We start from the raw sequence: 20,020 nt of genomic DNA on the forward strand, positions 1-20,020 counted from the left end.
CCTCATCGTCGGCGCGGCGCCAGCGGGTGGCGGGAGCTGCGTCGTATCCTCGCAGCGGCCGGAGGGTCACGAACGTCTGAGTAATCGGAGGCGGTGAAACCGATAGTGATGCTCTCGGGCGCGGCCGCAGCAAAGCTGACAATCGGAGCGGGACTCGACAGCCTCTGTATGAAGGGCGACGACACACGCGCGTGGCAATGGTCCGTCCTTCCTCGTCACCGCGACACCGGTCAGGCATTATCCCCGAAGATCGCCTTCGCCTCAAGAAACTCCTCCAAGCCGAACTTGCCGAATTCACGTCCGTTGCCGGACTGCTTGTAGCCGCCGAACGGCGCGTCGACGCTCACCGGAGCGCCGTTAACGTGGACCATTCCAGTCCGCAGCCGACGAGCGACGCGACGCGCTCGGTCGGGATCGGCCGACGAGACGTACCCGGATAGCCCGTAGTTTGTGTCGTTCGCGATGCGGACCGCGTCTTCCTCGTCCTCGTAGCCAATCAGCGTCATGACCGGACCGAAGATTTCCTCACGGGCAATCGTCATGTTGTTGTGGACGTCGGCGAACACCGTCGGCTTGACGAAGTAGCCGACATCGACGCCGTCCGGGCGTCCGGGTCCTCCGGCAACCACCCTCGCGCCCTCGTCAATCGCAGTCTGGATCAGACTCTGGATCTTAGCGAATTGAGCTCCGGAAACCACCGGCCCCACCTGCGTTTCGGGGTCGCTGGGTGAGCCGACGACAAGTTGCGTCGCGGTCTTGTGGGCAATCTTGGCTGCCTCTTCCATCCTGCCCGCGGGGACCAGGATTCGCGATCCTGCGTTGCACGACTGACCCGAGTTCACCACCACGCGCGCGATGTCCCGCGCCACGGCTTCGGCGAACGCGTCGTCGTCCAGGATGATATTGGCGGACTTGCCTCCGAGTTCCTGTGCGACACGCTTGACCGTCGGAGCCGCGTTCTTGGCAACCTCGATGCCGGCACGGGTCGATCCGGTGATCGAAACCATGTCGACTTCTGGATGAGACGAGAGCGCAGTACCGACAATGGGCCCGTCTCCGTTGACCAGGTTAAAGACACCAGCAGGGATCCCTGCCTCGTCGAGGATCTCGGCGAGCATAATGGCGTTCAACGGTGCGATCTCCGACGGCTTCAGCACCATCGTGCACCCCGCTGCCAGTGCCGGGGCGACCTTGGCGACGATCTGGTTAATAGGCCAGTTCCACGGCGTGATGAAGGCGCACACGCCGACAGGCTCATACACCACGGTCGTCGTTCCGACCGTCTCCTCGAACCCGAAGTTCTTGAGCGTCTCGATGGCGGTCGAGAAGTGAGCAATGCCGAGCGGGGCCTGCAGACCGTTCGCCAAGGCGACCGGGGCACCCATCTCCGCGCTGATCATGTCGGCCAGGTCGCCGATGCGCGTCTGGTATACCTCGATGATCCGCTCGATCAGCATGACCCTTTCGTCACGGGTGGTGGCGGCGAAGCCGTCGAACGCCTGGCGGGCGGCGAGCACTGCGCCTTCGACGTCCGCGTCGTTGCCGAGCGCGACCGTGTCGATGACCTCCTCGGTTGCGGGGTTGACGACATCGAGGGTTGCAGACGAGATGGGATCGACCCACTTCCCATCGATATAAAACTTCTGTGCGTTTATCATTTCCGGTTTCTCCTTGTGCAGGCTTCGTTTGTGGCTAGAGGATGGCGGTTGTTTGGATTCAGCCAGGCACCGTGCATGTCGTCGGAGACTTATCAACTGCGGGACTCCGTTACGCACGGCCGATCAACTCCGGGTGTTTAGCTGGCTGGGTAAGGAACTCTTGGAAGAGAGCGGCTGTTGCAATAAGCTCACCTTCTGCGTGCTCCCGACCCACGAGTTGCAGGCTAACGGGGGCCGACTGACCCCCCAACGGCAGTGCAATGGCTGGCAGGCCGGCCAGGTTGACCGGAGCAGTCATAAGATTGAGCGATCGAAGGGGCCCTCCTCGAGCCGGGGGGAATGTTGGCAGCGTTGGCGTGGCGACGACATCGAACTCTTCAAGGGCCTGGCGCACTTCCTGGCTCCAGCGCTTCTGGAACTCAAGGGCCCAGTTCATGCGTCCGGGTTCGATGCGCGCGGCTTGCTCAAGTCGTGTCCGTGCCTCGATTGAGCACTCGATGCCCTCGCCCTCGAACAGTGCGCCAATAGATGTTTGGGCGTCCGTGATGACGATGCACTCGGCCGCCCGAGCGGCGGTTGTCCAGTCAAGCCCGCGCACTCGATCCGGGACCATGCCCGCAGCTGCGAACGCCAGATCGACCACACGCTCGATCGCAGGATCGACACCCGGTACCAGTACTCGTCCAATCCGCCGCGCAGCCCTGCCGTCGACGGATAACCCCAAGGCGTCGAGTCCAGTTAAGGCGTCGCTCACGTTCCTGGAAAGAAGCCCGATGGAGTCCAAACCTGCACTCAGAGTCCAGACTCCTTCATCATCGCTCCCCCCGTTCGTCAGCTTTATACCGACCACGCCACAGCATGCCGCGGGGATCCGGACGGAACCCGTCGTGTCAGTCCCGAGCCCGAGGTCGGCTTCAAATGAGGCCACAGCAGCAGCGGAGCCACTCGACGACCCTCCTGGGAGGAGAGCGGGCCAGCGTGGATTCGTCGGGGTTCCGAAGTCGACATTAATGCCGGTCGTGCCGAAGCAGAAAGGACTCAGATTCGTCTTCCCCACCACGCGGCCACCTGCTGCTCGCAGCGCGGCGACACATGCCGCGTCTTGCGACGCCTTCGGTCGGCGGCGGGCGACACTCTTCGAGCCGAGCGTCGTGACGGAACCTGCCACGTCTATTGCGTCTTTGACGGCAAGCCTCCACCCGTCACTTGGTTGATCTATACGGGTGATCCAAGTCGCCGATGAGGTCACGTCACACCATGCCGTCGCGGGCCAGGGGCATGGTGGTCAATGTTCAGACGGCGCTGGATGGCGGTCGCAGCCCGGCTCGCCTTGGCGTAGAGGGACTCGAGGTCCACCCCGTCGATGCGACGGTCGCGCATGACCACAGCGCCGTCGATGATCACATCTCTTGCCGAGCGTCCACTTGCCGAGTACACCAAGTTCTCAATCGGCCGAGAGAGCGGGTTCGGCTGCCACTCGGGACCGCTCGTCTCGAAGACAACCAAGTCGGCGAGTTTGCCGGGCTCGATGGAACCGATGGCATCCTGCCAACGCAACGCACGGGCACCGTCGATGGTCGCCATGCGGAAGGCCTGCTGGGCCCCCATGATTTCAGGGTCCCGACGAGCATCCTTGTGACCGCAGGCCGCCAAGTATGCTATCCGAACCATATCCAGGAATCGACTGATTGCCCCGGCATCGGATCCGAGCCCGACGACGACGCCCTCTGCCACGAGTTCCGGGAAGTTGCCGTGTGCGATGGCTCCGAACCCTCCGAGCATGCTGGCCGACGGACAGTGGACAGCGGCGACCGAGTTCTCCAACAGGGCCGTTCGCTCCCATTCGTCCAGCGGCCCGAGGTGCACGAGCAGGAGTGGACATTCCAGCACACCGAGGCGCTGATACCGGGCTAGAGACCCGTCCGCCCCAGTCACCAGTCGTGTCTCGGCACTCGGCCGGTTTCCCGTCAGGAGATGCCCGTGGATGGGTACACCGGTCCGTTGGGACGCATCCCGGACCATTTGGCAGAGGTCGTCGCTCACAGTCGAAGGCCGAACCAACGAGTACATGGCACGTAGGCGGCCTCCCCCGGCGCCGTTCCAATCACGAACAACGCGATCGGCATCAGCCATTCCCGCCTTGAGATCCTCGACAATCTGGGGAGGCGCCCCAGGTGGAGCCACGTCGCAGACCTCTCGCGCGACGACGCCACGAATACCTACGGCAAGGGCAGCACGGGCAGTCGCATCCGGGTAGTAGCTTCCGGGGTCGGCGAAACATGTAGTGCCGGTGCTGATCATTTCAACGAACGTCCCAGTGGCGCTGAGCTGAGCCTCCTCATCGGTTAGTCCTAACTCGAAGGGCCAGATCCGTTCGAACGAGCGGCGGCTCAGCTCAAGGTCGTCCGCCAACCCTTTAGAGAGGAAGTGAGCGGGATGGTTGTGCGCGTCGATGAGGCCAGGGGTGACCACCTGCCCATTAGCGTCGATGAACGTGCCCGCGTTGAATTCGGGAGCTTCCGATCTTGTCAGGACGTCGACGATGACGCCGTCTCGCACACCGACAAAACCATCGGAGATCACGGTGCCCGCCGCGTCCATGGTCACCACCGTGCCCCCGCTGACCACCAAGTCGTACTGCACCGGACCTTCTCGGAAACGCTGGGCACGGGCAAAATCAGTTGATCGTGCGTCCGGGTTGGATGAGGGACTCGCGGTCCCGGTTTCAGTTGTTGAAAGCATGCCGTTCCCATTCATATCGGATTGTTCCGCGTTGACATCGAGGTGAGCCATCGGCGCAGAGTCGGTCGCGCCCGAAACGCGCCTCACCCCTGAGCGGCGTCATCGATTGTGGCTGCTTGTCGTTCCAGTTGGTCGAGGACCTTTCCGACAAGCCCAAGCGCGGCGTCAAGCTTCCATTCGTTGTGAGGCAATGGATGTGCAGTCCACTCGAACTCACTCTCGAGCAGCGCGAGAAGTTCGGTGTGTGTTGGATGCGTACCTGCGATTGCGCGGAGCGTTTTGGTCGGGGCCCAAGGCTTGGCCGCGAGTGCACCGAACACCATCCGCGGGTCGTGCCACCTGCCGTCGTCATCGATCTCAACTGATACCGCGAGAGATACCACAGCGAAGTCACCTTCGTACTGCTGGATTTTAGCGAAGGCAGTGGCGCGGCCGAGGGCCCGAAGCGGTATTTCCACAGCCTCAATGAGCTCAGAAGCCTTCAGTGAGAGCTCTCCAGGACCACTGTACAGATCCGAGATCGGCACGGTACGCAGCCCATACGGGCCGTTAATGACGATGCGAGCGTCCAAAGCGGCGAAGACGGTCGCCAGGTCTGACGGCGTGACCGCTTGGCACCGATGGCCGCCAATCGCGGCGTGATACATGCTGTGATCGCCCTCGACCGCGTAGCAGGGGCAAGTCGTGCCCCCGCGCTTGTAGCAGTCAAAGCCGGTGCGGAAGAACCAGCAACGCTTCTCCTGCGCGAGGTTGCCTGCGACGGTTGCTACGGAGCGGATCTGCGCCGATGCGATGCTGTCGATAACCTGGGCGACCACGGGGAGGCGTGCCCGGGACCAGTCGGCAAGCTCCTCGAGGGTGATGGCCGAACCTATACGAACGTGACTATCACCTTGGTCGATCACGCGCAGGGTCGGGATCCTGGACGTCGCGACCAGGGTCGCTGGATAGGTCAGCCCTTGATCGCGTTGTACCAGCACATCCGTGGCGCCACCGATGATGGTGGCGTCCTTGGATTCGAGAGCCTCCAGCGCGTCAGCCACATCGCTCGGGGTGAGGACCGACTGGATGGGTTGTGGCCTCGCCTTGCGTGCGAAGCGAGTGCCAACCCGATCAAGCAGCACATGAAGCCCTATGGGGTAGAGCCGCCGGAACAGTTCAATCTGCCACCGCGACGGGCGCCGGAGAAGGTGGTACCGGCGACGGCTCTTGCCATCGCGCTGCCGTAACGCAGAGAGAATGACATCCGGGGTGAGCGGCAGACTCCGGAACCTAATGCCTGTCGCGTCGTAGACGGCATTGAGCAGCGCTGGTGCCGGCGGAAGGATGGCGATCTCGCTGACGCTCTTGGCGTCGAACGGACCTGCCGGTTCGGGACCTTCCACCAGTTCGGCGCGGATCGAGGGCACTGTCGTTGACCGCGGCAGCGGATAGTGAACATAGGAGGGGTTCACGACGCGGCCTCCTTCGTGGATGATGCGTTCACCCAGGACCGGGCCGAGACCTTGGACCACCCCCCCGATGATCTGTCCCTTAGCCAGAGCGGGGTGGATGGCACGGCCAATGTCGTGTGCCGCGACATAGTCGAGGACGGTGAGAACCCCGGTATCCGGGTCAACCTCCACCTCGACCGCGTGCGCGGCGAAGGCGTAGGAGGCAGAGACGTTCGGACGGGCGAGCCCGGTGAAAGAGGGCTGCATACGTTCCTCGACATAGTCGAGGTCAATTCGAAGGCTACCGTCGACCGCCTCAGGGGCCAGGCTTACCAGGTCACCGATGTCGACCGCATCGTCAGAGGACTCCACTCGTCCCGCTCGCAGGCGAACGTCGGACGTCCCCAATTTCTCTGCCCCCAGCTCCCGAAGACGAGCTGCGAGGGCCTCGGCAGCGTTTCGCGTCGCCTGCCCACCCATGTGAGTGCCTCGTGACCCCCAAGCGCCCATGTCCGGAGGCGTCTCGTCACGATCGCTCATGATGACCCGTACCGCTTCGACGTCCAGCCCCAGCACCTCAGCTGCGATCTGGCCGAGGATGGTTCGCTGCCCGGTCCCGGCGTCTGCGCCACCGAATCGGACGATCACCTCCCCGGTGCTGGTCACTTCGAGCCCGGCGGCGCTCACGTTGCTGCCGGGGAAAGCGTACGCGCCGCTCGAATGAACACCGGCAGCAACACCGACGCCGCGCCAGGGAGAACGAGCGACCTTCTTCTCGTCCCAGCCAATGAGCTCGCGAACCGTCTGCAGGCAGTCGACGAGGCGGTTGGAACCCACCTTTGCGCCGGAGAGCGTCTCGCTGTCTGCGGTGCTGGCGTTGGCAATCCGAAAGTCGAGCGGGTCGGCACCGCACCGCTCTGCGAGTTCGTCGACTGCACACTCAAGGGCAAGGGTGGTCTGCGTTTGTCCGAAGCCACGGAACTGGCCGCCCGGAGTGAGGTTCGTGTCAACCAGTCTCGCCCGCCACCGTGCCGCGTCGGGACGGTACATCAGACCGAAGTGCTTGATGCCCGCGGCCATCACACCAGCACCGTAGTGATTATAGGCGCCATTATCGACGTCAATGTCAGCATCGAAGAGGCACATCCGCCCGTCCTTATCGGCGTGCGCACGAACCGTAGTCGTGAACTCGTGCCGCGGTTTGGTGTTGGCGAACTCCTCTGTGCGGCTGTACAAGAGCTGGACGGGGCTGCCGGCCTTGATCGACAACATTGCGGCCAGTGCCTCGTGCTCCGATACCTTCGACTTCGAGCCAAAGCTGCCGCCGATTGCCACATCCCTGCAGACCACTTGCTCCGGCTCGAGGCCGCAAACCCGTGCCACCTCGTGCTGGATCCAGTAGGGGGCTTGGGACGACGTCCAGAGCTCCAGCCGCTCGTCATGCCACCACGCGAGCGTCGAGTTCGGCTCCATGGGTGCATGAGAAATGCGTGGATAGCGGTAGGTGCCGGCAACGGAGGTGGCACTGTTAGCCAGTGCTGACTGCAGGTCGCCAAACGTGCCGGCGGATTCAACCGACACGTTGGTTGCGCTGGTCCGCTCGTGGAGTTTGCGCGCCGTGCGCCCCAACGCCTTGGACACGGTCAGAACCCCGGGCAGCCGCCGGTATCGAACCACAATCCGGCGCAGGGCCTCCTCCGCCGCTTCGGCTGTGTCAGCAGCAACCGCGGCGACCTCCTGGCCGACGTATAGGACCCGGTCCACCGCGAGCGGTGGCCGGTCCGACATTGGCTCCCCCATGTGCTTGTAGAGCATGCCTTCGGGGAAGTCGGCCGCCGTGATTACCGCACGTACGCCTGGGACCCGCTCGGCAGCCCGCACGTCGAGGCGTCGAATCCTGGCGTGCGGAAAAGGGGACCGCAGGACTCGTGCGACGAGCATGCCCTCGGGCTGCACGTCGGCCACGTATTGTGCGGTGCCCGAAGTCTTGGCTTCCCAGTCAAGCGGTCTGACGGATCTTCCCACGACTGTCATTTGGTCTCCTCACCCTGCCCGTGGCGCACTGCGGCCACCGCGCATACGGCATCGACGATCTGCACGTAGCCAGTGCAGCGGCACACGTTCCCTGCCATGGCCTGGGTGACCTCGCTCCGGCTACTGCAGCCCTTGTCGCGCAGCAACGCCGTTGCTCGCATGATCTGCCCGGGGGTGCAGAACCCGCATTGGAACGCTGCATGGTCAGCGAATGCTTCCCGCAGGTCCTTGCCCTCATCTCCCAGCCCGGCCACCGTTGTCACGGGTTCGTTCACCAGCTGGGAGAGCAGGACGCATGCCATGACGGGTCGATCACCGACGAGCACGGTGCACGCACCGCATTCCCCCCGCCCGCAGGCCCGTTTCGGTCCCGTGAAGCCGTTCGCGCGGAGTACTTCGAGGACTGTGGCCCCTGGGACGTCTACGCGGATGCTCGTACCGTCGACGGTCAAATCGGACATCAATGGGTTCCCTTCGTTGTCGTGGTTCACTTCGGCACGCTCACGTTCTCGGAACGAAGGCGAGCGTGTAACTCATAAGCCGCTTGCCGTCCTGTCTCTAGCGCACCCTCCATAGCCGTGAACCACCCCGTTGCGATGTCGGCGCCAGCGAAGTGGAGGCGTCCTTCGGAAGCGGACAGCGAAGACATGAGTCGGGTGAGCTGGCCAGGGCGCGGCGTCATCCACGTGCCCTGGGCATAGGGGTCCCCGGCCCAGTCGTGGCTGTCAACAGCCACGACCCGGGCACCCTTGACGTAGACGTCTAGCGCTGCTTGTACATCGGCGATTTCGGTCGGACGGAAGCCGGGACGTGGGTAGCCAAAGCCGAGGAGCAGATTGCCCTCGGGGAGGAGCTGATCTGTCGAAAACCAGGTCATGTTTCCTACGCCCCAGCCTGCGGCCATGACCGGTTTCGGCAGGTTCTCGACGAGTGCGTAGACCTTTATGCACTGACCGGAGTGGCGCTCCGCAGCTATCGCGCGTTTGCCTTCGTTGAGTCGGGGTATGAAATCGATGTCGGCCAAGACGTTGACCGGCAACGCGATCACCGCGCGGCTGGCGGTGAACTCGACACCGCTTTTGGTCGTCACCGTGACGCTGTGCGCGTCCTGGGCGATCCTGCTCACCGGCGTGGACAGCCGAATCTCGGCATCACCGTCCTCGATGATTGCAGTTACGAGGCTCTGCGTCCCGGAAGCAATTTTGCTGGCCGGAGCGAGCGCCACCGGGTTGTGTCCATGCATGGCAATGCTGTGCAGGTGCCATAGAACCGATGTGGCGTCGGCCTCCGTGCCGGTGTAAAGCGATGCCCAAGTTAGGAGAAGATCGCGTGTCACCGGCGGGGGCTGCATCCGGTCGACGAACTCACCGAATGACACATCAAGATCGCGGATTGGCTGCTGGTCGTGCGGCACGTTTGGCACCACACGGAAGGAGGCCTCCCGGATGAGTGCGAGCACCCTGGCGGCATCCGCCCCCTCCTCCATGGGGATCGGGAAACCGCTTGTGCGGCGGGTGCCGCCCAAAGACCACACGTATTCCTGCGGTGTTGGCCGGTTCAAGGGTCCTAGTCCATACCGCTCCATTTCACGGACCATGTTCTGGTGCCGAGGGAGGAACGAGTGGCCCCCCATCTCGATGTGCGCGTCCACCCCGGTAAATTTGCGGTGAAACGCCCGGCCCCCGACGCGCTCACGCGCCTCGAGGACCAGCGTCGCCAAGCCCGCGGCACGCAGTTCGCGTGCCGCGACCGCGCCCGCAAACCCAGCGCCGACCACAATTGCGTCGTACGAATTGGGCATGAACTGAACCCTTCTTTTGAGACCCCCTTCGAGAAGGAGGTGCTGCCGTGAATGAGCGCGGCAGCCAATTGGTCGTGGTCACTCGACCGGACCCGCTGGTGCGGGACCCTGCCGTGCCTGGATCAGCTGGGCTTACCCACCCGGCATTCGACACCGTAGTTCGCAAGAAGGGGCAGGGTCTTCATCGCAATCGCCTCAAGGTCCGTGACGAAGTCAGGGACCCGGACCATCAAGCCATCGAGGTCGCTCTCGATGATGGTGGTCGCGAGGCGGCGGGCCAATGTCTCGTACGAGCCGACAAGCTCGCCCGGCGGGACCGACCTCCTCGCATCGCCACCCGTCAAGGTCAAGGACGACGAGCTGAGATCTTTGAAGCTTTTGTTCTCTTGATAGCCCGCGGCAACGTCTTCCAACGCCTCCAGGTCAACGCCTTCGTTGAAGGAATCCAATCGTGCCTGCGCCTCGTCATCCGTGGCACCAGGGATGAGCGTCACGAGCCCGTAACTCTTCAAATCGGGGTTCCCGTACTCGCGCGCCATTTCCTTGCCACGTTTGGCTGTCTCGATCGACTTGGGATCGTCGCTGGCGGGGAAGAAGGCGATGTCGCAGTTGTCCGCGGCGAACCGGAAACCACGCGGCGAAGCGCCGGCGTTCACCAGCTCCGGCATGCGGGAGGGCTTGGGGCCCATGTGTCCTTCCTCGGTGTGGAAGAACTCCCCCTTGTGGTCGATGACCTCGTCGGTCCAGAACTTTTTCGCTAGCTGGATCCACTCATCGGCAAGGTCATATCGGCGGTCGTGGTCGAGTTCGTCGTTCCATAGCCCAAGATGAGCCAAGTCCAGCCGGCTGGACCCTGTGACCAGGTTCAATCCAACCCGCCCCGGACCGATTTGGTCGAGGGTCGCGATCATCTTTGCAATCGTCGCGGGCGGGTAGATGGTCATGTGAACGGTGCTGAACACTCTGATCCGGCTCGTTGCCTCCAAGAGGGCAGCCGACGTCGTTAATGACTCCAGCACGTGCATCCAGTGCTTCGAGGGACCCTTGCGTCCCCGCCAGATTGCTGGACTCAGTGCAAAGTCGAATCCCAGTGCTTCTGCTCCAAGGACGATCTGGCGCACGCGCTCGTACTCCCCCGTCTCAGCTGCCGGTGCGTTCACCGACGTAATCCACCCGTGATTGCCAACCGGGATGAAAATCCCGGTGTCAATTGTCTTCTGCATGGCGTATCCGCCTCTCTCCTCAAGGGGACACGGCGCTTCGGTTCCTTCGGAAGGAGCGCCGCATCCGGGTTATGTTGCTTCGAGATGTTTCTGGTCGGCCGCTCCGCTGTGACGCGGAGCGGCCATGCAGGTCCCCCTAGGGCTTGGCCTCCACAACCTGCGCGTGCGGCTCGGCTCCAGGTATAGCCGTTGTGGCATTGCGCCTCGCGAAACAGCTGCCCGCAACCGTGATGAGGCCTCCAACCGTTAGGAACAAAGCCGCCGGCCAGAAGTGGCCTGCCTCCTTCACCCAGTAGCTGACCAGAACCGGCATGAGACCGGCGCCGATGATCGCAGAGAGCGAATAGCTCAGCGAGATACCGGTGTAGCGGACAAGCACCGGATACTGGTCGGCCAACAGGGAGGGCAGTGCGGCATTGTGGATCGACAACATCATGAACCCCAGCACCAAAGCGATGATGAAGCCCGCCACACCCAGGTGAATGACAAGGAAGAACGCCGGAAAGGCGTAGAGCGCGACGAGCAAGCCGCCTGCTCCCGTGAACGCCCGACGGTCCCTCCCATCCACTCTCGGCGCAACCACCGCGAGTGTCACCAGACCGACGACGCCAGCGATGATGAGCCCGATTGTCGACCACTGCGCGTCCATGCCGAGGACGTTCGTGGCGTAGCCCGGCAGAAAGGCGAAGATGATGTAGCCGGCGTGTGTGAAGAAGATGAAGCCAACCGAGACAATCACGACACGCCAGTGCTCGCGGAGCACCACGAACAGGGGCAGCTTCGGAGGCGCCTCAACGTGTCCCTTCGCGTGGACGAACTCCTCCGTCTCACTGATCCGCATGCGCACGAATAGGCCGATGGCGAGTGGCACGATGCTCAGGAGGAACGGGATACGCCATCCGTATGAGTTGAACGCCTCGTCCGGCATCTGCTGGACTGCCAGAATCGCGCACGCCGCGATCAAATTGCCCAGCTGAACGCCAGCGGAGGGAGCGGAGCCGTAGTAGGCGCGGCGGTTGGCTGGCGCCTTCTCAACGGCAAGGAGAACCGCCCCGCCATATTCGCCACCTGCTGACAGCCCCTGCACGAAGCGCAGCGCGACCAAGAGGATCGGAGCCCAAATACCGATGCTGTTGTAAGTAGGGAGCAGGCCCACCCCGAAGGTGGCTACACCCATAAGAAGGAGGGAAGTCATCAAGGTATTTCTGCGCCCAAACTTATCTCCGTAGTGGGAGAAGATCATCGCTCCGAGGGGGCGGGCCAGGTAGGCGACCCCGATCGTTGCAACAGAGAACAAGAAGCCTGTTACCGGATCGTGGTTAGGGAAGAACAACGGACCGAAAAAAATCGCCGCCATAATGCCGAATACGTAGAAGTCATACCACTCGATCGTGGTGCCGACCATTGACGCAACGGCAATGCCGCCGGGAGTCAAGGGACGTGAAGAAGTCGGTTTCCGACCATCCATAGCGAGTACCTCTCTTGTGGTTGGGGGTCGTGCGCTGGCTTCTGAGCCGCGCTAGAGGGTCACCCGAGATATGCGTGGCCTGACGCGGTCGGGTTTCATGCGCCAGGGTTGGAGAAGATTTTGCCCCCTAAGGCGGCGTGCTCCGCGATAGTCGCTGAGCGGCCGCGCAGGTGCACCTTAGGCTTGGACTCCACCGCCGCTGCTAGGGCCACAGACGTCGCAGCCGCTTCCGCAGTGCCACTTTGAACTCTCGGTTAAGCCGGTCATCTGTGCCTCCTAAGCAGCATTTGCTTCAGCTGCGAAATCGGTTGCATTAACTGTAAGTCCCCCCTGTCGGGAAAGTCCATAGTTGAGTTGCACAAAATTTACGGCCGTCATGGTTCCGCGGCATCGCCATGTGGACAGAACCTGTTCGATGAAGTCACGGCTTGGGTGATGATCTAACTCCCGGACCAGGTGACCGGGAGTTAGGCGAATGCGGGCACACGAGGAGGCTTGGCCCCGATTACGGTGGCGCTCCAGACGCACGCGAGTCCGAACGGACCCCCAGAGCCGCCTACATTGTGCGTCTAGCGTGCCCGGTCAGCACAAACTAGTGGACTCTCGGACGCCTGACCCTCAGATGAACTCCGAACGACAAGCTCTGTCGGGATGCGAATGTTTAGGGCATCCTCACCGCCCATCACTTTCAACAACGACCGAATGGCCCCAGCGCCCATCTCGACAAGGTCCGATCTAACGGTCGTCAGTGGAACCGGCAGCGAGGCAGAAACGGAAATGTCATTGAATCCAACAATCGCCAGGTCTCGACCTGGCAGCAAACCGTGCTGCTGCATGGCACCCATGGCGCCGATAGCTACGTAGTCATCCCCGGCGAACAGGGCGGTCGGCCGGTCCCGCAGCGCCAACAGCTTGCGCGTGGCTTCGACGCCGCCGATAGCATCGAAAGTGGTGCGAACCGTGTAAGCCGTTGGGACCGAGATCCCAGCGTCTCGGAGTGCAGCCTGACAACCCGCTACTCGCCCCCAAGCCGTGCTAGCGAACGCAGGCCCACCGATAATTGCCACTCGCGTATGCCCCATGGCTGCCAGGTGTTGACCCGCAAGATACCCGCCCCTGTAGTCGTCACCGGTAACCGCTGGAGCGTCACCACTCCGCCGACTTACCAGAACAAACGGTATACCGCAGCGCTCTAGCGCCCGGAGGTCGCCGGACTGTCGACGGATGTCGGCAACAATCACGCCGTCGACCCGGCGATCGCGCAGGAGCGCGAGCTTCTGCGCGCGTATGCGGGGATCGTCGTGTGTCGTAGAAACCAGGGCCTGATAACCAAATTCCGAAGCGGTTGTCTCGATGCTCTCGTAGACGGTCGCGAGCACTGGATCGCTGAGCCGCGGAACCAGGGCACCAATCACCCCGGTGCGCTTTGTCCGCATACCCGCCGCGACAGGATCAGGTCGATAACCAAGTTGCTTCGCAGCGGTTTCGATGCGCTCAATCGTTTCAGGCGAGATCCGGTACTCCGGATCGCGTCGCAGCGCCCTGGACACCGTCGAGACGTGCACGCCGACCGCTGAGGCTACATCTTTAATGGATGCGCGTGGCCGACTGTCGTCCAAACCTTCTGTCAACGCGGGTCCTCCGATCGGCCACCATGTATGCACCCGTTAGGGACTAACCCTGACAAAGCCGATTCTGCCACAGCGGTCACGGACCGTTGGTCGCGCGTGCCGGCGCACTTGATGGCCAAACCCAGTAAGGACAATCCGTTCGTAAGAGTCCGACGTTGCGTCGAGTCATCGCAGGACCCTTTACCCCGCCGTGTGCCGGAGGCCTCGTGGTCCTGGATCCGACCGTCCTAGTGGTCCTGAATTCCGTTGACATATTCAAGGGGCCGGGTCAGGCGGGGTGGGTGCTATTTTTGTCATGACTCCTACTGCAACCGCTACCTACTTGGCAGCCAGAAGCTCCATACACCTGACCCCCTCCAGCATCAAGCGTGGATTTGAAAGGCGGCGGACTGCCCGTGTCCAGTGACATCACGAAGGGCGCCGGTCCCGTTCCTCCCTCACGCGGGAAGATCGCCGAGTGGCTGCTTCCAGGCGGATCCGAGCCGGACCCTCGCCTTACGCTTGCTAATGAGCGGACGTTTCTGGCTTGGATCCGCACATCGCTTGCCCTCCTGGCAGGGGGTATTGCTATTGAGGCGTTCACGGCAGACCTGTTCATTGAGCCCGTCCGCAAGGGCCTGGCGGTCCTTCTGCTTCTGCTGGGGATGATGTTGAGCGCGGGATCGGCTGTGCGGTGGCTGCAGGTGGAGCGCAGCATGCGCCACAAAGCGCCCCTTCCGCTTCCGCTGATTGTTCCGCTGCTGGCTACAGCGGGTGCACTGGCCGCCGCCGTCGTACTGGTCGTCATCCTTTGGCGGTGAACGCATGACGCCCAATCGGCCGCCCGATCGCATCCACCAGGATGCTGGTCTGCAACCGGAACGTACCACTCTCGCCTGGGGCAGAACCATGCTGGCCCTAGTGACTGTCAGCGCCATCTTCCTCCGCTGGCTTCCTCATCACGGACTGCCCATCCTGACATTGTTCGCAGTGGCTGCAACTGCCGCCGCTGCCATCTACCTCACGCAGCGCCGTCGGTACCGCAGCAGCTCTTATGGCATCTTGCAGGAGAAGGTCAACGCCGAAATATCCCCAGTATTGTGGACAGCCGTCGCCGGAGTAGTGCTGGGAATACTCGGTATAGGAGTTGTGCTCGGCAGCTAGTTTCTGCGTTGCGACAGCAACCCTGTAGGAGTGGTACTCGATGTCGAACTACTAGCATCTTTTAGTTGCTGGAACGCTGGGCCTGCTTAAAATTGGCCAAATCGAACACGGTCTCTTGTATAGCCATAATTGATAAGTCCGGAGGCGTGACCTCCAACTCGAGTCTCGTCCAGTAAGGGCACAAGGAAACCTGACAGATGTCAGCCCTGGTCCTCCGGATGCAGGTGCCCGGCGTTGCAACTTCGCCGAGGTCAGTCACCGCCGCCCTCGGTGTGCAGTGTGTGTTGAAGGCCGCTAAACGTTGTAACCGAACCTATACCGGCATAGCGTGGACCGGCCACGCGCCCGAGTGGCTCGAGGGCAGCCGTGTCGATCTTTCCATTGTCCAGCAGCCCCTCCTTGACGTGTACGACCTTCACTTCCCCGACGAAGAACTCGGTCTTCGCCCTCCCAAACTCGATCGATTCAACGAACTCGCACTCCATGGCAACAGATACGTCAGCCAACCGAGGCACATCAATTTCGTGGCTCGGAATGGTCGTTAAGCCAAGCGCCTCGACTTCACTTACATTGCTTGAAACCTCTTCGGCGCTCATATGCACAAGCTCAGCTTGAGAGATGTGAGGAGAGTTGATGACGAACTGGCCTGTGCGCAGGATGTTTCGCGCAGTGTCCTTGAGGACTGCGCCCCGCCGGCCAATAGTGACCCCGATCATCAACGGGTCGTTGGCAATGATGACGAATGCGCTGAAAGGTGCGAGGTTCACTCCCCCGTATTCGTTGCGCGTAGTGATCCAGGCTATCGGTCGGGGTACAACAATGCCGGTCGACAGCCGATAGACGTCTCGCTCAGATAGACCCGATGTCACGATCGATTTGTATGTGGCGTGAGACCGCTGGGAAGGCACGTTGATCATGGCTTCCTTTCTATTATCGATACTAACACGTTTCGTAAATCTATTAGCTACAATAGGTGGATGGCTAAGACGTCGTCAAGCAATTCCAGTGACTTCTCGCCGGTAGACATCGACCGGGGCAGGGGACGACCGCGCGATGCAGGCGTGGACGAAAAAATTCTTCGCGCTACCGTCGACGTGCTGAGAGCAAGTGGGTTTGCCGGCATGAGCATGGAAGCGGTCGCTGCCGAAGCTGGCGTAAGCAAACCGACCATCTACCGTCGCTGGCCGACGAAAATCGAGCTTGCGACGGCAGCCATTGCCACCATAGTGATCAACGATCCACCTACGACGACCACGGATGTTTGGGAAGGGCTGCACACAGAGCTCGTCCTCTTTGAACGGGCCGTCGACCGAGGCCACGGAATGGCCATTACCAGCACGCTGCTCTCGTACGAGGAACAGTGGCCGGAATTGATCGCGCAATACCGCCTCCACGTGACAAAGACCAGACGCGACCGGCTCCGAAAGATCATCAGACAGGGCATTGCTAGTGGCCAACTTCCGTCATCGACCAACGAAGACCTGGTCATCAACCTACTGTTCGGCTACTACTACTCCACTCACATCGGCGGAGAACCTCGACCGGATGCCTGGCCAAGCGTCATCCTTGCTTTCATCAGGCGAAGCCTGATGTCCCTCACGGAAGAAGAGTCGAGACCTCCTGAGTAGAGTCTGATTTAGTGCGTGCCGGACGTGGCCTGGGACGCTGATACACCTGTGCCCAGGAGTCCTTTGATGGACCCGAGTCTACTCATCATGTGCCGGAACGAGACGGCACCGTCACCGCAGCAGACGGTGCAACAACTGAAATCACCGCCCGGGACACCTATGCCGTGCCACCGGTTCAGGCTCGTTCCTGCCCGACATTGAGGTCGGAGAGTCTAGCCATCATCGCCGGAGGCGTGCGGCGGATGGTTCATACTGCAAAGGAGCCGCCGGGCAATCAGGGTCACCGCGCCCAAGCCGGCGAAAGCTGTGGCCATTTCCCTGGCGACCAACAAGGGCAGGGCGTGACCCTGCTCCTTGACCAAACCACCAGCGTCCACGGCAGCGGCACCGGCATTTCCATCGAAATTAGGGGTGGCCACACCGCCACAGCGGAGGGAATGCTCATAGCAATCGGCACCACGCATCCGGAATAGCGGGCTCGACACAGTTGGCCGCCTGCCTGATGATCTCAGATTCTTAGATGAGGTACTTCCAGGACTTCGCCCCGTGATACAAACCAACATCATCACGGGCCAATGGGTAACAGCAGGAACCGGTCTTGCGGTCGCCTTAAAAACGGACAATGGTCTCGTCAGAATCCTGCCTGAGGCGGTGCATCTTCAAAGAACGTACTGGATGGCAGTGCCGCGAGAACTTAAACGGCTGACCCGTACACGCGCAGCACTGGCTGCACTCTTGGAACTTGTTGCCACTCATCCCTACCTCGAGACTGCAGGTTGACTGTCAGCACCTTCATTCTAGGAAATGGCATGGGGAGAAGATTCCGGTTCTTGTTGTACTGGAGCACGGTATGTACTGTTCTAACGAACTGTCGAACCCCGGAGCTCACCCAGATGGCATCCAGAAGCCGACGGTGGCTTTCACTGCAGTGGAAGGAACCTCATCCTGCGCTGACTGTGCCATGCCCTCACCTTTTCCCCCCCGCTAATAGGCGTCAAGAATGTGCACACCCCAACCTGACAAGAAGTTGAGTTTGCCAGCGTATTCGGGCTGGAACTTACCCGTCTTGAGTTCAATGACGACGTAGCGGGATTGTTCGATGTGGAAGAACAGGAGATCGACGTAGAAGTCGTCACCGTTGACGTCGAAGTGGACTTGGCGGCCGACGAAGGAGAAGCCAGGGCCCAGCTCGCGGAGGGTTTCCGTGATTCTGCTGGTAAGGGCGTTTTCGAGTTCTCGTTCAGCGACTTCGCCGGAGAGGCCGAGGAATTCGAAGTTGTAGGGGTCCTTTGCGACCTGCTGGGCGAGCTCTGAGTCCGGTGCAACGAGGTGTTGCACAAAGTTTGAGGGCGCCGCACCTGTGCGTTCTAACGTTTTGTTCATGATCATGTTCATGAAGACGTTCCGGGACCAGCCGTGCCGGACGGCAGCGGCGGCGTACGAATGCCTTGCCTCCCCGTCGAGCGATAACCAGCGGGTATTCCTGATTCAGGAAACACGTACGGATTACTCGTGTATCTCTCAACTTTGCGCAATAGCGTCATAAGCGAGTCGGCGGCGAGAGCGTTCGTCTGAGACGGCGATTGCCACCCCCAGCCGCCACCGGCTCCACGCCGCTTCCACTGATCCCCCATGGATTGTCGCTGCCGCAAAACCGCGATTAACAGCCCAGTTCAAAAAGCTCCGCGTGATGGCGCTTCGCGGAAATTTTCCACATGAGGCAACGACGCACTCTCACCGGTGGTCTTGCAACGGGGCAACAGGCCCGTCGTGTCGCCTCCCGGAGGGCGGACTGGGCGCCGGCTACGAAGTCAGGTTGCCGCAACCTCGTGTAACCGTCCTCCTGGCGTCCAGCCTTTGGCCACTGTCTTGCCCGCCCCCACTGCTGCCACATAGGCTCATGGTGTGAGTGGCGGGGACGGCAATCCGACAAGCGGATCCGGCCCGCGACCCGTGAAGGAAACAAGCATGGCAACAGGTACAGTCAAGTGGTTCAACGCCGAAAAGGGCTTCGGTTTCATCGCCCCCGACGACGGAAGTGCTGACGTGTTCGCACACTTTTCGGCAATCGCCTCCAGCGGTTACCGCTCCCTCGACGAGAACCAGAAGGTTCAGTTCGACGTCACCCAGGGCCCTAAGGGTCCGCAGGCGGAGAACATCCAGCCGCTCTAAGCGGTTGTAAAGAAGCTGGCCGGCACAAGCCGGTCAGCTTTTTTGTCCCCACAATGCCCCGTAAACAGCTCTGCATGACCACGACGAAGGCCCGCCAGCCTAGGCGTTAGCTCCGGCGGGCGATAAACCGAAAACCGGCGCAAGGAAACGCCCGTCCAGCTCGCCGGCGAGGAGACGCAGCACCAGGACAAAAGGTGTTGTGATGACCGTTTGAATCCGCCGACCGTCATCGTCGACCCTCGACCCTGTTGCACATGCTTTTGTGGTGGCATCATGACAACGGACCGGCATAAGAATCACTGGAGGAACATCATGAGCGATCCTGGAACTGGACAACACCCCCCCGGCGAGGCCAAAGATCCCCGAACCGAGAACCCGGCTACGAAACCGACGGAAGAACCCAACATAACGGAGGACCCGGACGGAACCCCTAAGGAAAACCCCTCAGGTTGAATACGTGCGGGTGAGCACGCTGGACCAGAACGAGAAACGCCAGTGTAGGTGCTCATAGAGCACCGGCAACGGGCCCAGTGAAGGCCAGATTCTGGACGGATCTTCACGGACGAAGCCTCTGGCAGGGACACCGCCAGGCACAGCTCACGGAACTGCTGCGGTTTGCCCGCGATGGGGACACCGTTGTTGTGCGTACCTACGGGCTCTGGTCCAGGGCATAACTCGCAAGGGTGTCCGGGTGTAGTTCGTCAAAGAGAGCCTGGTTTTTACCGGCGAGGACTCCCCCATGGCCAACCTGATGCTCCCCGTCATGGGCGCCTTCGCTGAATTCGAACGATGTCTCATCAGGCAACGCCAACGCGAAGGCATCGTTCTGGCCAAGCGGAGCCTACAACGGACGGAAAAAGACCCTCAAACCCGAACGAGCCGCCCAACTCGTCCAGCGCGCCGACAGCGGTGTGCCGAAAGCTGTCCTTTCCCGTGACTACGGGATCAACAGGGAGACCGTCTACCAGTACCTGCGCCACGCCAAGCTGGACTGAGCCTCTCCCCTGCCTACGTCGTGGCCGCACAACAGCCGGAGGGGCCATAGCTTGACGGAAGATCCGTTATCGCCGATAGAAATGGTTAGGTG

Annotated in this window: 15 protein-coding genes and 2 pseudogenes; 6 read left to right on the forward strand and 11 right to left on the reverse strand. The window is 61.6% G+C overall.

Annotation, left to right across the window (positions count from 1 at the left end):
- Positions 1–230: 230 nt before the first annotated feature.
- The 9 genes from AC5RTT_RS04010 to AC5RTT_RS04050 form a co-directional block, all read right to left on the reverse strand.
- Positions 231–1,658, reverse strand: a complete 1,428-nt coding sequence (locus tag AC5RTT_RS04010) for an aldehyde dehydrogenase family protein (RefSeq protein ID WP_494144095.1) — start codon at positions 1,656–1,658, stop codon at positions 231–233.
- Between the two features lie 109 nt (positions 1,659–1,767).
- On the reverse strand, positions 1,768–2,907 hold the full coding sequence (locus AC5RTT_RS04015; RefSeq protein ID WP_494144096.1) for an amidase family protein: 1,140 nt from the start codon (positions 2,905–2,907) through the stop codon (positions 1,768–1,770).
- On the reverse strand, positions 2,904–4,451 hold the full coding sequence (locus AC5RTT_RS04020; RefSeq protein ID WP_494144097.1) for an amidohydrolase family protein: 1,548 nt from the start codon (positions 4,449–4,451) through the stop codon (positions 2,904–2,906). The genes AC5RTT_RS04015 and AC5RTT_RS04020 overlap by 4 nt, the downstream gene beginning before the upstream one ends.
- 32 nt (positions 4,452–4,483) lie before the next feature.
- Positions 4,484–7,867: a molybdopterin cofactor-binding domain-containing protein gene (locus AC5RTT_RS04025; RefSeq protein ID WP_494144098.1), complete on the reverse strand. Its 3,384-nt coding sequence runs from the start codon at positions 7,865–7,867 to the stop codon at positions 4,484–4,486.
- Positions 7,864–8,328, reverse strand: coding sequence for a (2Fe-2S)-binding protein (locus AC5RTT_RS04030; protein ID WP_494144099.1), 465 nt, complete (start codon positions 8,326–8,328; stop codon positions 7,864–7,866). Before AC5RTT_RS04030 ends, AC5RTT_RS04025 begins: the two co-directional genes overlap by 4 nt.
- A 26-nt stretch (positions 8,329–8,354) precedes the next feature.
- A complete protein-coding gene (locus tag AC5RTT_RS04035; RefSeq protein WP_494144100.1) occupies positions 8,355–9,668 on the reverse strand; it encodes a flavin monoamine oxidase family protein in 1,314 nt (437 codons plus the stop codon).
- Between the two features lie 122 nt (positions 9,669–9,790).
- Positions 9,791–10,891 carry an LLM class flavin-dependent oxidoreductase gene (locus AC5RTT_RS04040; protein ID WP_494144101.1) on the reverse strand — a complete coding sequence of 367 codons (1,101 nt, stop codon included), beginning with the start codon at positions 10,889–10,891 and terminating at the stop codon, positions 9,791–9,793.
- Positions 10,892–11,027: 136 nt separating this feature from the next.
- On the reverse strand, positions 11,028–12,296 hold the full coding sequence (locus AC5RTT_RS04045) for an MFS transporter (protein WP_494144102.1): 1,269 nt from the start codon (positions 12,294–12,296) through the stop codon (positions 11,028–11,030).
- Between the two features lie 632 nt (positions 12,297–12,928).
- Positions 12,929–14,023: a LacI family DNA-binding transcriptional regulator gene (locus tag AC5RTT_RS04050; protein WP_494144103.1), complete on the reverse strand. Its 1,095-nt coding sequence runs from the start codon at positions 14,021–14,023 to the stop codon at positions 12,929–12,931.
- Positions 14,024–14,385: 362 nt separating this feature from the next.
- On the opposite strand from AC5RTT_RS04050, the gene AC5RTT_RS04055 reads away from it, so the two are divergent.
- Positions 14,386–14,790 carry a YidH family protein gene (locus AC5RTT_RS04055; protein WP_494144104.1) on the forward strand — a complete coding sequence of 135 codons (405 nt, stop codon included), beginning with the start codon at positions 14,386–14,388 and terminating at the stop codon, positions 14,788–14,790.
- A 4-nt stretch (positions 14,791–14,794) separates the two neighbouring features.
- Positions 14,795–15,133 (forward strand): DUF202 domain-containing protein, encoded by a 339-nt coding sequence (locus tag AC5RTT_RS04060; protein WP_494144105.1) that lies wholly within the window; start codon positions 14,795–14,797, stop codon positions 15,131–15,133.
- A 251-nt stretch (positions 15,134–15,384) separates the two neighbouring features.
- Here AC5RTT_RS04060 and AC5RTT_RS04065 read toward each other — a convergent pair whose 3' ends face one another.
- Entirely contained in the window at positions 15,385–16,050 is a 666-nt protein-coding gene (locus tag AC5RTT_RS04065; RefSeq protein WP_494144106.1) for a flavin reductase family protein, read from the reverse strand.
- A gap of 60 nt (positions 16,051–16,110) precedes the next feature.
- Here AC5RTT_RS04065 and AC5RTT_RS04070 point away from each other — a divergent pair, with 60 nt between their 5' ends.
- Complete coding sequence (locus AC5RTT_RS04070; RefSeq protein WP_494144107.1) at positions 16,111–16,761, forward strand: TetR/AcrR family transcriptional regulator; 651 nt, start codon at positions 16,111–16,113, stop codon at positions 16,759–16,761.
- A gap of 341 nt (positions 16,762–17,102) precedes the next feature.
- Positions 17,103–17,234 (forward strand): hypothetical protein, encoded by a 132-nt coding sequence (locus AC5RTT_RS04075; RefSeq protein WP_494144108.1) that lies wholly within the window; start codon positions 17,103–17,105, stop codon positions 17,232–17,234.
- Between the two features lie 550 nt (positions 17,235–17,784).
- Here the strand turns inward: AC5RTT_RS04075 and AC5RTT_RS04080 are convergent.
- Positions 17,785–18,216 (reverse strand): annotated as a pseudogene (locus AC5RTT_RS04080) (PDDEXK nuclease domain-containing protein); the annotation flags it as partial.
- A gap of 513 nt (positions 18,217–18,729) precedes the next feature.
- Between AC5RTT_RS04080 and cspE the strand changes: the two are divergent.
- Both cspE and AC5RTT_RS04090 read left to right on the forward strand, forming a co-directional pair.
- A complete protein-coding gene (gene cspE / locus AC5RTT_RS04085; RefSeq protein WP_104046164.1) occupies positions 18,730–18,933 on the forward strand; it encodes a transcription antiterminator/RNA stability regulator CspE in 204 nt (67 codons plus the stop codon).
- Positions 18,934–19,390: 457 nt separating this feature from the next.
- Positions 19,391–19,928, forward strand: a pseudogene (locus AC5RTT_RS04090) (recombinase family protein).
- Positions 19,929–20,020 lie beyond the last annotated feature (92 nt).

This window comes from Arthrobacter sp. Y3221157 (assembly GCF_059089865.1).

Coding starts and splice junctions, on each gene's coding strand:
- AC5RTT_RS04020 (WP_494144097.1), bottom strand. CDS start 4,451: ATGGCTCACCTCGATGTCAACGCGGAACAATCCGATATGAATGGGAAC.
- AC5RTT_RS04010 (WP_494144095.1), bottom strand. CDS start 1,658: ATGATAAACGCACAGAAGTTTTATATCGATGGGAAGTGGGTCGATCCC.
- AC5RTT_RS04040 (WP_494144101.1), bottom strand. CDS start 10,891: ATGCAGAAGACAATTGACACCGGGATTTTCATCCCGGTTGGCAATCAC.
- AC5RTT_RS04060 (WP_494144105.1), top strand. CDS start 14,795: ATGACGCCCAATCGGCCGCCCGATCGCATCCACCAGGATGCTGGTCTG.
- AC5RTT_RS04030 (WP_494144099.1), bottom strand. CDS start 8,328: ATGTCCGATTTGACCGTCGACGGTACGAGCATCCGCGTAGACGTCCCA.
- AC5RTT_RS04045 (WP_494144102.1), bottom strand. CDS start 12,296: ATGGTCGGCACCACGATCGAGTGGTATGACTTCTACGTATTCGGCATT.
- AC5RTT_RS04065 (WP_494144106.1), bottom strand. CDS start 16,050: ATGATCAACGTGCCTTCCCAGCGGTCTCACGCCACATACAAATCGATC.
- AC5RTT_RS04035 (WP_494144100.1), bottom strand. CDS start 9,668: ATGCCCAATTCGTACGACGCAATTGTGGTCGGCGCTGGGTTTGCGGGC.
- AC5RTT_RS04070 (WP_494144107.1), top strand. CDS start 16,111: ATGGCTAAGACGTCGTCAAGCAATTCCAGTGACTTCTCGCCGGTAGAC.
- cspE (WP_104046164.1), top strand. CDS start 18,730: ATGGCAACAGGTACAGTCAAGTGGTTCAACGCCGAAAAGGGCTTCGGT.
- AC5RTT_RS04025 (WP_494144098.1), bottom strand. CDS start 7,867: ATGACAGTCGTGGGAAGATCCGTCAGACCGCTTGACTGGGAAGCCAAG.